At 64.1% G+C, this 12,766-nt stretch carries 11 protein-coding genes; 6 read left to right on the top strand and 5 right to left on the bottom strand.

Features of this window, described 5'->3' with window-relative positions:
- Nucleotides 1-3: 3 nt before the first annotated feature.
- Nucleotides 4-705, bottom strand: coding sequence for a transcriptional regulator NanR (gene nanR, locus FJ492_RS14000; RefSeq protein ID WP_281408167.1), 702 nt, complete (start codon nucleotides 703-705; stop codon nucleotides 4-6).
- A 220-nt stretch (nucleotides 706-925) separates the two neighbouring features.
- Between nanR and FJ492_RS13995 the strand changes: the two genes are divergently transcribed.
- From FJ492_RS13995 to FJ492_RS13975, 5 genes are all read left to right on the top strand, one after another.
- The gene (locus tag FJ492_RS13995) at nucleotides 926-2,527 is read left to right on the top strand and encodes an ABC transporter substrate-binding protein (RefSeq protein WP_140770434.1); all 1,602 of its coding nucleotides are present in this window, start codon (nucleotides 926-928) and stop codon (nucleotides 2,525-2,527) included.
- 86 nt (nucleotides 2,528-2,613) lie between these two features.
- The gene (locus FJ492_RS13990) at nucleotides 2,614-3,570 is read left to right on the top strand and encodes an ABC transporter permease (protein ID WP_140770432.1); all 957 of its coding nucleotides are present in this window, start codon (nucleotides 2,614-2,616) and stop codon (nucleotides 3,568-3,570) included.
- Entirely contained in the window at nucleotides 3,563-4,471 is a 909-nt protein-coding gene (gene opp4C, locus FJ492_RS13985; RefSeq protein ID WP_140770429.1) for an oligopeptide ABC transporter permease, read from the top strand. The genes FJ492_RS13990 and opp4C overlap by 8 nt, the downstream gene beginning before the upstream one ends.
- A gap of 55 nt (nucleotides 4,472-4,526) precedes the next feature.
- Nucleotides 4,527-6,542 (top strand): dipeptide ABC transporter ATP-binding protein, encoded by a 2,016-nt coding sequence (locus FJ492_RS13980; RefSeq protein WP_181166658.1) that lies wholly within the window; start codon nucleotides 4,527-4,529, stop codon nucleotides 6,540-6,542.
- 25 nt (nucleotides 6,543-6,567) lie between these two features.
- Complete coding sequence (locus FJ492_RS13975) at nucleotides 6,568-7,464, top strand: dihydrodipicolinate synthase family protein (RefSeq protein WP_181166657.1); 897 nt, start codon at nucleotides 6,568-6,570, stop codon at nucleotides 7,462-7,464.
- Nucleotides 7,465-7,569: 105 nt separating this feature from the next.
- Here the strand turns inward: FJ492_RS13975 and FJ492_RS13970 are convergent, their stop codons facing one another.
- From FJ492_RS13970 to FJ492_RS13955, 4 genes are read right to left on the bottom strand one after another with little or no spacing between them, the layout of a single operon-like run.
- Nucleotides 7,570-8,355: an N-formylglutamate amidohydrolase gene (locus tag FJ492_RS13970; RefSeq protein ID WP_140770425.1), complete on the bottom strand. Its 786-nt coding sequence runs from the start codon at nucleotides 8,353-8,355 to the stop codon at nucleotides 7,570-7,572.
- Nucleotides 8,355-9,677 (bottom strand): glutamine synthetase, encoded by a 1,323-nt coding sequence (locus FJ492_RS13965; RefSeq protein ID WP_140770422.1) that lies wholly within the window; start codon nucleotides 9,675-9,677, stop codon nucleotides 8,355-8,357. Before FJ492_RS13965 ends, FJ492_RS13970 begins: the two co-directional genes overlap by 1 nt.
- Nucleotides 9,674-10,321, bottom strand: a complete 648-nt coding sequence (locus FJ492_RS13960; protein ID WP_140770419.1) for an isochorismatase family cysteine hydrolase — start codon at nucleotides 10,319-10,321, stop codon at nucleotides 9,674-9,676. The genes FJ492_RS13965 and FJ492_RS13960 overlap by 4 nt, the downstream gene beginning before the upstream one ends.
- The gene (locus FJ492_RS13955) at nucleotides 10,318-11,256 is read right to left on the bottom strand and encodes a MurR/RpiR family transcriptional regulator (RefSeq protein ID WP_140770417.1); all 939 of its coding nucleotides are present in this window, start codon (nucleotides 11,254-11,256) and stop codon (nucleotides 10,318-10,320) included. The genes FJ492_RS13960 and FJ492_RS13955 overlap by 4 nt, the downstream gene beginning before the upstream one ends.
- 377 nt (nucleotides 11,257-11,633) lie before the next feature.
- Between FJ492_RS13955 and FJ492_RS13950 the strand changes: the two genes are divergently transcribed.
- Nucleotides 11,634-12,674, top strand: coding sequence for an ornithine cyclodeaminase (locus tag FJ492_RS13950; protein WP_140770414.1), 1,041 nt, complete (start codon nucleotides 11,634-11,636; stop codon nucleotides 12,672-12,674).
- Nucleotides 12,675-12,766 lie beyond the last annotated feature (92 nt).

The raw sequence follows: 12,766 nt of genomic DNA, 5'->3' as shown, positions 1-12,766 counted from the left end.
GGGCTAATCTGGTTTCGCCTGGCGAGGATTGAACTTGCGCCGGGCGTTTTCCAGATGCTCGCGCATCGCCTGGCCGGCGGCTTCCGGATCGTGCCGCTCGATGGCTTCGAAGACTGCCTTGTGCCCGGCGAAACTGATGCGGTTTTCGAGCTCGGTGTTGGCCATGTGGATGCGCTGGTTGATCAGCCACTCCACCAGCGCTTCGTGCGCGGCGAGAAAAATCGGATTACCGGGGATCGCGGTCAGCACGCGGTGAAACGCGACGTCGGTGACCGCGAAGGCGCGGGCGCGTGAAATGGCGCGTTCGTTTTCGGCCAGCGCGGCGGCCAGAGCATCGATCTGCGCTTGCGTCGCCATCTCGGCGGCATGGCGCGCGATCGAGACTTCGAGGAACAGCCGCAGTTGTTCGAAATGGCCGATGCCGTCGGGCTGGTCCATCAAAAGGTGTGCGGTGCCAGTCAGCTGTTCCAGCATGTTCTTCGGCGTCGGCCGCGTCACCTTGGGCCGCTCGCCGCTGTTGATGCGCACAAGGCCCATCTTCTCCAGCGCAAACAGCGCCTCGCGTACCGAGGGACGCCCGACATCGAACATCGACATCAGTTCGCGCTCGGACGGCAGCGAAGCGCCGACCGGATAAACTTCATCCCTGATCATCGCCTCCAGGCGGAGACGGACCTCGTCGGATAATTTTTTTCGGACCGGCATATTGTGCATGGTCTACCTTTTAAGCTATTAGACCAGTCGCTGCAAGCGAGCACAGGCAAGGAGCTGTGGATCGCTGAGGCGCGGTGCGGCCGAGGGGTAGGAGGAGGTCGCTACTTGCCAATGAGCGACCGGACGCAAGACCGCGATCACGCGATCGCCAGAAGGCGCGCCCCGAGGTCAGCCGCGACCGGCCGACACAATCGAAGGGAGGAGAAATTCCATGAGACGATTTCTGATCAGCCTTTTGCCGGCCCTGGCGCTCGTGCTTGCAGCGAGCGCGGCGAAGGCCGATGGAGGCGGCACGTTCCGCTCGGCCATGCGCACCGGTTGCATCGAGATGGGCACGCTGCACACCACCTGCGGCCACAGGCTGGACGAAACGGTGCTGCAGGGCCTCGTCCACATAAAGTGGACGGGCGACGGCGTGCAGCCGATGCTGGCCGAGAGCTGGAAGACGCCCGACGGCGGCAAGACCTATGTCTTCAGTCTGCGCCATGGCGTCAAATGGCACGATGGCGCCCCCTTCACCGCCAAGGACGTGGTGTTCAGCCTCAACCTCTACGCCAACCCGAAGGTCGGTTCGCCCTGGTCGCAGAAGCTCTCCGCCGTGACCGGATACAAGGCCTTCCAGGATGGCTCGGCCACCTCGCTTGCCGGGGTGAAGGCGGTGGACGATACGACCGTGCAGATCGAACTGGACAGCGCCAAGCCGCTCTGGATCGAGCTGCAACTCATCGCCATCAGCATCTTTCCCGAGCACATTCTGGGCAAGGTCGCGCCCGCCGACATCAAGGGCAATGCCTTCTGGGTCAACCGGGTCGGCACCGGCCCGTTCATTTGGAAGAAGTATGAGAGTGACCAGTACGTCGAGGTCGATCGCAATCCCGACTATTTCCTCGGTGCGCCCAAGCTCGACCGCATCATCTACCAGATCTACAAGGATGTGCCGCCGATCATCGCCGCGCTCGAGACGCAGGAGGTCGACGCCATGTCCTATGAAGGCGGTGGCGTGCCGATCTCCGAGCTGCCCCGCCTGCAGAAACTCGACTACCTGACCGTGCTGCCGAAATTCTCCGCCGGCCTGCCGACCTACCTGCAGTTCAACCTGGAGAACAAGCGCTTCGCCGATGTGCGCGTGCGCCAGGCGATGCTCTATGCCATCGACCGCAAGGCGATCATCGAGACGGTCAAGCGGGGCGCCGGCGAACTCCTGAACACGCTGTTCCCGCAAGACTGGGCGCGCGCCAAGGACCTCGAACCCTACGACTACAATCCCGACAAGGCCAAGCAGCTGCTCACCGACGCGGGCTGGGATGCGAGCCAGCCGGTCGACTTCATCTACTATTATTCCGATCAGATGAACGTCGACACCGTCACCGCCATCCAGAGTTATCTGGCCGCCGTCGGCGTCAACATCCAGCCGCGCCTGCTCGATCCGGCGGCGATCAACCAGATCTATGCCGACGGCAGCTTCCAGATGGGCTTCTTCGCGCAAGGCATGGGGCTCGATCCCTCGCTCGGCTCGCCTCTGGTCGTCTGCGGCGCCAAGCCGCTCGCCATGGGCTACTGCAACCCCAAGGTCGACGAACTCTTCAACAAGGGGCTTGAATCCAACGACCGCGCCGCGCGCGCCGCAAGCTATCAGGAGGCCTCGCGCATCCTCAATCAGGACCTGCCCAAGGCCTGGCTTTGGAACGAGGTGCGGCCGCTGGCCTTCAACAACCGGATCGTCGGCCTGGCGCAGCACTTCAAGGAACAGCCACTCGTGATCTTCGATCACCCGGTCTACAACGAAGTCGAGAAGTGGGAGGTGGCGAAATAGCCGCGGATATCCCTGCCGGTCGTGGGGCTCTGAGCGAGTCTCACGATCGATTGTCTCAGAACCGCCTTCAGCCCTAGGAGAGGCCGGTGCTCAGCTATCTCGTGCGAAGATTTTTGCTCAGCATCCCGGTGCTGTTCGGCGTTACCGTGATCGTCTTTGCCATCGCGCATGCCATGCCTGGCGACGCGGTGCTGGCGATGATCACGGCGGAGGCGCCGTCGAGCGAGGAGCTGATCGCCATGCGGCGCGGCGAACTCGGCCTCGACCAGCCGGTCTATGTCCAGTACCTCAACTGGATCGGCCAGATCCTGCACGGCAATCTCGGCCGCTCCTTCGTCAATGGCCGCGGTGTCGGCGACATCATCGTCGAGCGGTTGCCGATGACGCTGGAGTTGATGGGCGTCGCACTGCTCGTCGCTTTCGTCATCGGCACCATGCTGGGCGTGCTCTCGGCACTCAGGCAATACAAGCTCACTGACTATTCGCTGACGCTTGCCGGCTTTGTCGGCGTCTCGATCCCGGACTTCTTCATGGGACTTTTGCTCGTTTACGTCTTTGCGCTGGAGCTGCGCTGGCTGCCATCATCGGGCATTTCCACGGCTGGTGAAAACTTCTCGCTCCTCGACAATCTCAGGCACCTGATCTTGCCGGCGGCAGCACTTGCCTTGTTCCGCGCCGCGATCTTCATGCGCTATGCCCGCGCCGGCATGCTCGAAGTGTTGAACCAGAGCTATATGCGCACCGCCAAGGCCAAGGGGCTCAAGCCCCGCACCATCACGCTGCGCCACGGCCTGCGCAACGCGCTGATCCCGCTGGTCACTGTCTTCGGCCTCGCGCTGCCGACACTGTTCGGTGGCTCGGTGGTGATCGAGACCATCTTCCAGTGGCCCGGCATCGGCCTGATGTTCATCGATTCCGTGGTGAACAGGGATAGCCCCGTGATCATGGGCTATGTGCTGATCACCGCCATCATCGTCATGCTGGCCAATCTCGCCACCGACATCGTCTACAGCGTGCTCGACCCCAGGGTAAGCTATGACTGACGCCACCGCCGCCGATATGACGATCGCCGCCGGCGCCTCGCGCGGCCTGTGGGGCGAGGCGGCGCGCCGCTTCCTCAACCACCGTCTGGCCACGCTCGGCTTGATCATGCTTGCCATCATCGTGCTCGCCTGCGTGCTGACGCCGCTGATCGCCCATTACGGACCCAACGACATCGACCTCAGGGGGCGCAACCAGCCGCCCGGCGGCATCCACTGGCTGGGCACGGACGGCACCGGCCGCGACATCTTCGCCCGCATCCTCTATGGCGGCCGCATCTCACTGACGGTCGGCTTCGTCGCCGTCGCGATCTCGGCCGCGATCGGCATCTTCATCGGCTGCATCGCCGGCTATTTTGGCGGCAAGGTCGACCTCTTGCTGATGGGCCTGGTCGACATGGTGCTGACCTTTCCGCGACTGGTCATCATCATCGCTTTCGTCGCGGTCGTCGGGCCCAGCATCTTCAACACCATGGTCGTGATCGGACTGCTGAGCTGGCCGTCCATAGCCCGCCTGACACGCGGCGAGATCCTGGCCTTGCGCAACCAGGAGTTCATCCTGGCCGCGCGCTCGCTCGGCACCTCGCCCTCGATCATCATCCTGGAACACATCCTGCCCAATGTGCTGAGCCCGATCCTGGTGGCGATCACCCTCGACGTCGCGACCGTCATCCTGCTCGAAGCTTCGCTCTCCTTCCTCGGTCTTGGCGCGCAGGCGCCGGCCGCCAGTTGGGGCAACATGCTGCGCGACGCGCGCACGCTGTCGATCCTGGAGAGCCAGCCCTGGATGTGGATCCCGCCCGGTGCGATGATCGCCATGGCCGTGCTCAGCATCAACTTCGTCGGCGATGGCCTGCGCGATGCGCTCGACCCGCAGCACATCATGGGCGGGGGCGGCAAGTGACCGGCCTGGAAACGCTCGCCCGCGGCAAGGCTGCGCCGCGCCGGGGCAACAGCCCGTGCTTTCCGTGCAGGGGGTGAGCGTCGAGTTCGGCCCGCGCGGCAATTCCGTCTATGCCGTCAACGACGTCTCCTTCGAGCTTGCCGAGGGCGAGTCTTTGGCGATCGTCGGCGAGAGCGGCTCCGGCAAGTCGGTCACCGTGCAGACGCTGATGGGCTTGATTCGCAAGCCGCCCGGCCGCGTCACCGCTGGCCGCGCGCTGTTTCGTGGCCGCGATCTGCTGGCCATGCCCGACAGCGAGCTGCGCCGGATACGCGGCCGCGACATCGCCATGATCTTCCAGGATCCGATGTCGTCGCTGAACCCGGTGCTGCCCATCGGCCTGCAACTGACCGAGGCGCTTCGCGAGCACCAGGGCCTGAACGAAGCCGAGGCCGAACGCCAGGCGCTCGACATGCTGGCGCTGGTCGGCATCGCCAACGCGCCGCAGCGGATGCACGCCTTTCCGCATCAGTTCTCGGGCGGCCAGCTGCAGCGCATCGGCATCGCCATGGCGCTGGTGTGCAAGCCGTCGATCCTGATCGCCGACGAGCCGACGACGGCGCTCGACGTCACCATCCAGGCGCAGATCGTGGAACTGGTCGTGGGCCTGCAGAAGCAGCTCGGCATGGCGATCATCTGGATCAGCCACGACCTCAGCCTGGTCGCCGGCTTCGTCGATCGCGTCGCGGTGATGTATGCCGGCTCGATCGTCGAAAGCGCCCCGGTCGACGATTTGTTTTCGGCAACCAAGCATCCCTATACGATCGGCCTGCTCAACTCGATCCCGTCGCTGACGGCGGCAAACACCAGGCTGGTGCCGATCAAGGGCGCGCCGCCCAATGTCACGCTGGCGCCGACCTTCTGCGCCTTCGCGCCGCGATGCGACTATGCCGAAGCGCGCTGTCGCGAGCAGAAACCGCCGCTGGAAGTTGTGGGCGTCGGCCATACCACCGCGTGCTGGCGCTGGCGGGAGGTGGAGCGAGTGCCGCGCATGAGCGCAGCCGCTGCGGGCAAGCCCGCCGTGACGGCACCGAAACAGCAACCGCTGCTCACCGTGACGGACCTCAAAGTGCATTTCCCGATCCGGCGCGGAGTCCTGCGACGGCAGGTCGGCGCGGTGCATGCCGTCGACGGCGTCAGCTTCGAGGTGATGCGCGGCGAGACGCTGGCGCTGGTCGGCGAAAGCGGCTGCGGCAAGTCGACGACCGGCCGCGCCGTGCTCGGCCTGGAGCGCTCTAGCGCCGGCAGCATCGTGTTCGAGGGCAGGGACTATGCGGGCGCGACGGGCGAAGAGCTGAAGCAGCGCCGCCGCGACATGCAGATGGTGTTCCAGAACCCGTTCGGCTCGCTCAACCCGCGCATGACCGTCGGCCGCATCATCGGCGAAGGGCTGCGTGCGCAGAAGATCGGCACCCGCGCCTCGCGTGACGTGCGCGTCAGCGAATTGTTGGCGCTGGTGGGTCTCCGGGAAGCGCTGCGAAACCGCTATCCGTTCGAGCTCTCCGGCGGCCAGCGCCAGCGCGTCGGCATTGCCCGCGCGCTTGCCGCCAATCCGAAATTCATCATTGCCGACGAACCGATCTCGGCGCTCGATGTCTCGATCCAGGCGCAGATCGTCAATCTGCTCGACGACCTCAAGGCGCGCCTCGGCCTGACCTATCTGTTCGTCGGTCACGATCTGTCGATGGTCCGCTATCTCAGCGACCGCCTCGCGGTGATGTATCTCGGCCGCATCGTCGAGATCGGCACCACGCCAGCGGTGTTCGGCGCACCATTGCATCCCTATACGCGCGCACTGTTGTCGGCGATTCCCGTGCCTGATCCCAAGGCGGGCGGAACGCGCCGGCGCATCGTGCTTGGCGGTGGCGTACCCGATCCGTCAAAGCCGCCGCCCGGCTGCCATTTCCATCCGCGCTGCCCCCTGGCGACCGAGATCTGCGCCAAGGTCGATCCGACACAGCGCGATTTCGGCTCCGCCGTCACCGGCCAGCATCTCGTCGCCTGCCACCACGCTGGCGAAGCCGCATCATGAGAAATCTGGAAAACCGAGGATCCCAATGACCAAGCAATTGGCGGGCATGTATGCCGCCCTGATGACCGGACTGAGCGATGCCGGCGAGTTCGATCCGCAACGCCAGCGCAACATTAATGACTATGTGCTGCGCCAGGGTCTGGCCGGTCTCTATGTCGGTGGCAGCAGCGGCGAATCCGGCTTGCTGACGGTGGACGAATTGTTGGCGCAGCAAGAGGTGGCCTTCGCCAGCGCGACTTCAAGGGCCGTCAAGCTGATCGCCCATGTCGGCATGCCGAACGTGCGCGATTCCATCCGTCTTGCGCGGCAGGCGCAGAAGCTTGGCTATGACGCTCTGTCGGCGCTGCCGCCGCATTCCTACCCGTTCTCCGACGAGGAAGTCTTCGGCTATTACCAGGCACTGGCGGCGGCGACGGACCTGCCGCTTATTGTCTACGAGATACCCTTGCGCACCGGCCGGCCGCTGCCGCTTCCCCTGCTGGTTCAGCTGCTCGACCTCAAAAATGTCGTCGGCATCAAGTTCACTTCCACCGACTTGTTCAAATATTCCCTGCTGCGCAAGCGGCAGCCGCAAAAGCTCTTCTACTACGGCTTCGATGAGATCTATGCCGCCGCCGGTATGCTCGGCACCGAAGGCGGCATCGGCACAACCTACAATCTGCTTGGCAGGCTCTACGTAGCGATCGACCAGGCGGTCCGCGCTGGCGATCTTTCACGGGCGAAGGCGCTGCAGATGGTGTCGCAGGACTTCGTCGAGGCACTGCTGGCGACCGGCGTGCTGCCGGGCATGAAGGCGGCCTTCCGCGTTATCGGCGTCGATTGCGGCCCGACCCGCGCGCCGATGGCGCCGGCGGTCACCGATGCCGAGGACCGCATGCGCGCGGTGCTCGTCCGCCCGGCGATCAAGGAGTGGCTGGTGTGAGCCGAGGCTTCCTCCCGATGAAGCGAGCGCCGGGCTGAATGGCGAGAAGCGCAGCTTGCCGGCCTGCGCGATGGTCGCGGCGTCACGTCCGCGCGGGCTGATTGCTCACGAAGCTGTCTCCGTTTCATGTGCAGGCAGTGCCGCCGCCAGCCGGTCCGCCCATTCCTCGATGCCGGACCGTGTCGACAACAGGTCTTGCCGGATTTCGACAAGGACAGCAGGGATGCCGCGATCATCGCCATAGATGGGCACGGCGTAATCGGCGTCACGGCTGATCACGTAAGGTACGTTGGCCGCGACATTGAGTGCCGCGTCGGTGCGCAGGCCAAAAAGGATCGCTGCGGCGAGATCGGCTGCATGCGCATGCAGCACGCCCGCATGCCATGGTCTCGCGATGCCAAGGAACACCGGCGTGAAGGAATGCATCGTCACGATCCGCGTCGGCCTGCCTTCAGCCATCCGGCGATCGAGAAGTGCTGCCACCCGCTCATGGAACGGCGAAAACATGATTTCCGCGCGTCGAGTTCGTTCCGCCTCATCAATGCCGACATTGCCGGGAATGTTGGTGTCTTCCGACAGCACCGGAATGCTGCCCGGGCTGCCGAGTGGCCGGTTGAGATCGATCAATAGTCGGGAATAGCCGCTGAGAAAGGCCGGTGCATCGAGCCGTGCCGACAACAGGCGCGTCACCTCCGCGGCACCGATGTCCCAGGCGATATGGCGTTGCAGATGGCTGGCATCGAGCCCGAGCTGGCCGTACTCCGCCGGCATGTGGTTGGACGCATGCTCGCACAGCAGGACGATGTCGCAACGGCCGTGCTCGTTGAGAACCTCGACGGCTTCCGGCCAATCTCCTTGAGGGGGCGAGTCTTTTTCGGCCTGCGAAGTCATCAATAAAGCGTCCGGTAGAGATCGCAGATAGCAGCTGGATCGAGGCCGGCCAGGCGCTCGGCTTCATGCCGCTTCAGCCCGACAAAGGTCTCGATGAAGATCGGGGCGAACCATCCCGTAACGGTCTTGTCGGCCAGAAGCGCATCCAGCGCCGCCGGCAAGGTCTCGGGCAGTCGCACCAAACCGAGTTCCGCCCGTTCCGCCTCGCTCATCAGCGTCGGGTCGCCGGTGACCAGCGGCGGCGATGGCAGGTTCGCCTCCAGCCCTTCAAGCCCGGCGCGGATGATCGCCGCCAGCGACAGATAGGGATTGCCGGTGGCGTCGGCTGCCCGGTATTCGATATTGTACTGCCGTGCCGGATCGCGTCCGCCGATCGTCACCGTTGGGCAGATGCGGAGCGACGCTTCGCGGTCACGATCGGCGAGCCAGGTGTAGGACGAACTCCAGCTGTGCGGCTTGAGGCGATAGAAGGACGACACGCTCGACGCCGTCATGGCGGTCATCCCAGGCAGATGGCGCAGCACGCCGGCGCAGAAAGCGCCAGCCTTGGCGGAAAGGCCGCCGGGACACGCCGGATCGTAAGTTGACGGTTTGCCGGCTTCGTCGACGAAGCTGAAATGGATGTGCACGCCATTACCGACCGCATCGGGCGCGATCTTGGGGGCGAAGCTCGCGCGCCAGCCGGCATTGCGCGCCACTTCGCGCGTGATTTCGCGAATGGCGACGGCACGGTCGGCCGCCGTCAACGCATCGGCCGGCTCGTGCGTCACCTCGAATTGTTCATTGCCGAATTCGGCGATGACCACTTCAGGGCTAACGCCTGCCTCTTCGAGTGCCGCCATCAGATTGGGGGCGAACGGATCGGTGCGGCGCAGCGCGGCAAAGGACATCGAATGCGCCGGCGCGAAGCTGCCGTCGGCAATGTGGAATTCGTGCTCGAAGGCGGCAATGACGGAAAGGCCGGTGGCCGCCTTCAATTCCGTCAGCGCATCCCGGAGCATGGTCCGCGTGCAGCCGAGCCACGGACTGCCGTCGAGCTCGACAATGTCGCTGGCCACCATGTCGAACGACGTCGCCGATCCCGTCCGTTCGGTGCGGAAGCGCGCGGTGAGATCCGGGATCAGCCGAAGGTCGCCGGACGAGCCCCAGGGGTTGGGATCGACGATCGAATTGAACGGCGTCATCGACAGATTGGCCTGCAGCCAGCCGACACCGGTTGTTGCGGTCTTCTGCAATCTGCTTTCGACCACGAAACGACCCCGTGTGATGGCGGAGAGATCTGTCGTGACGACAGCGACGAGGGGCTCGACGGTCGATGTCATGCAGTTCTTCCCAAAGCGGTGAAGCGGTCGACTACTGTGTCGGTATCCGTGACCCAGCAATAGCCGCCGAAGGCCTTCAGCGCGATGTCGTGGCGCTCCTGGGTGATGGTGGCGCAGGCATCCGACACGCAGGTGACGAGATAGCCACGGTCGGCGCCGTCGCGCACCGTCATGTCCACGCACTGGTCGGTCAGCACGCCGACCACGACGAGGTAGCGGATGCCGAGGTTTTTCAGAAGGTAGTCGACATTGGTCGAGTTGAAGATGCCCGACGAGGTTTTCGGCAGCATGATCTCGTCGCCGACCGGCGTCAGCGATGCAACCGGCAGGCCTTGGGGGAGGCTGGGCGCGACATGGATCGGCGTCAGCTTGTGGTCAAGCGAGCGGTCGCGGCCCTCTTCGGTCAGGCTCTGGATGATGGTGTGCAGCACCTCGACGCCATTGGCACGCGCCGCCGCCAGCAGGCGCTCCTGGTTCGGGATCGTCTGCGCGGATGTTTGCCGGTAGAAATAATGGTCGGAGCCGCGCTCCGGATGCGAGGGGTCTGCGCCCGGCTCCAGCCAGATGCGCTGCATGTCGACGAGCAGCAGCGCCGTCTCGCCGGTACGGAAGGCTTCGTCTCGCTTGGGTAGGGCCTGGGTCATGCCTTGTCGTCCTGCTTTGCTGCTTTGGGTCCGGGTGTCTTGCGTGGTCCAACTGTTTGACGCGCGCCTTTCTCTTCCGCATCGCTGTCGAGCGTCACCGCATTGGCGTGCCGCACTTTCTCGATCCTTTCGATGCGAGCCCGGGCGTCATCGCTCAGCGTGGAGACGATCTGGGCGGTCAACGCCTCCATCTGTGCGATCGCCGGCGCCAGCGTGTCGTAGGGTGAGGCGACTTCGAGCGGGCTGACGATCGTGACTTCGGCAAGATCGGATATCGGCGACAGCCACTGGTCGGTGAACAGAAGAATGCGTACATCGAGCGCCGCCGCCTGCCTTGCATACGCCATCACATCGAGCTGGTAGCGGCGATAGTCGAAGACGACGAGCACGTCGCGGCGGCCAAGGTCGGCCAGCGTGTCGAATGCCTGCGGAGAGAGCATACCGAGATCGCTGACCCCAGTGCGGAACTGCACGAGATATCCAGCGAGCATGCCGGCGATGTGGCGGCTGAACCGGCCGCCGACCAGCACGATCTCGCCCTTGGCCTCCATCAAAAGGCGGGCGGCCCGCTCGTAGGTCTGGACCGGTGTCGCGGCGGTAGTCTTCTGCAGAGCCGCGGTGACGGAATCGAGATAGGCCAGCACCGCGCTGTCGCTGGAACCGCTTTGCCGCTTGGTCTCCATCATCAACAGCGGCGAATGCAGCCTGGCTTCGACCTCGGCAAGCAGCTTTGCCTGGAAATCCGGAAACCCCTCATAGCCGAGCTTGACCACCAGCCGGACAACGGTGGGATCGCTGACGCCGGCGCGCCGCGCGAGCGACGAGGCGGTGCCAAGGCCGGAGGTCGGATAGTCCGTCAACAGCAGCCGGACGATCTTCTCCTCTGATGGCGTCAGCGCGAGGTCCCCGCGCATCAGAACATCGCGTATTGCCATTGGCCTCCCCGAAAATGCGTCTTGGGCTCCCAGCCTCGTTGTGTAGAGTTTATTACAGAGATTTTAATTAAGGTCAATAATGAAGAGATGTTGACATAATTGGAAGAGTAGCCTTAGCTTGGCGGAAAGCAGCAAGGGGACCGCTGGCGCATGCGGGAAATCGGTACCGGCATGAAGCGGCGCAAACCTCACATCCACGGATTAGCCCCACCGATCGAATGTCTCGAAGCCAAGTTCAAGATGAGGCAGGATGAGCGCCTGTACGACCGGCCGGCGCGATCAACGCGCTGGAGCAAGACGATCCGGTGCTCGCAGCGATGATGAACGCGTACAACGCGCATCGCCAGGACTGACCGGCGCACCGGCAAGGAAACAGGATGATTCCCAATCTCAACATCGTGCCGTTCGTCAGTGTCGACCATATGATGAAGCTGGTGCTCACGATCGGCGTCGAGCGGTTTCTGATCGAACTCGCCGGCTATATCGAGGATGACTTCCGCCGCTGGGAGCTGTTCGACAAGACGCCGCGCGTCGCTTCGCACAGCGCCGAGGACGTCATCGAACTGATGCCGACCAGCGACGGCGAGGTCTATGGCTTCAAATATGTCAACGGCCATCCCAAGAACATGCGCGAGGGCCGCCAGACCGTGACCGCCTTTGACATGCTGGCCGACGTGCACAACGGCTATCCTGTATTGCTGTCCGAGATGACCATCCTGACCGCGCTGCGCACGGCTGCCATGTCGGCCCTTGCCGCGAAGCATTTGGCGCCGGCCGGTTCCCGCTGCATGGCACTGATCGGCAACGGCGCGCAAGCCGAGTTCCAGGCGCTGGCCTTCAAGGCACTGCTCGGCGTCGACAGGCTGAGGCTTTACGATATTGACCGTTCGGCGACCGAAAAATGTATCCGCAACCTCGCCGGCCTCGGCTTCGACATGGTCGCTTGCACCACCGCGCAGGAGGTGGTCGAGGGCGCCGAAATCATCACCACCGTCACCGCCGACAAGCAATATGCCACTATACTGACCGACAACATGGTCGGAGCGGGCGTGCACATTAACGCCGTTGGCGGCGACTGTCCGGGCAAGACGGAACTGCACCGCGACATCCTGCTGCGCTCCGACATCTTCGTCGAATACCCGCCGCAGACGCGGATCGAAGGCGAGATCCAGCAGCTTGCACCGGATCATCAGGTGACCGAGTTGTGGCAGGTGATCACGGGCGCCGTTAAGGGCCGGCGCGATGCCGGCCAGGTTACGCTGTTCGATTCGGTCGGCTTCGCCATCGAGGACTTTTCGGCGCTGCGCTATGTCAGGGATCAACTGATCTCGACCGGCCTCTGCCAGGAGCTCGACATGCTGGCCGATCCCGACGAGCCACGCGACCTCTTCGGCATGCTGCTCAGGGCAGCCCAATAGGGCAGAGGCCGTGCGCAGTTGCGGCGATCCGCATCCTGCTGAATGATCGCGGCCATTGTCAGCTTTGCCGGCGCGCGGGGAAAAATTGTTCG

The organism is Mesorhizobium sp. B2-5-4 (assembly GCF_006441095.1).
Classification (GTDB): domain Bacteria; phylum Pseudomonadota; class Alphaproteobacteria; order Rhizobiales; family Rhizobiaceae; genus Mesorhizobium; species Mesorhizobium salmacidum.
Note: the sequence above shows the minus strand (reverse complement) of the source record. Positions and strands in the feature narration are given on the sequence as shown.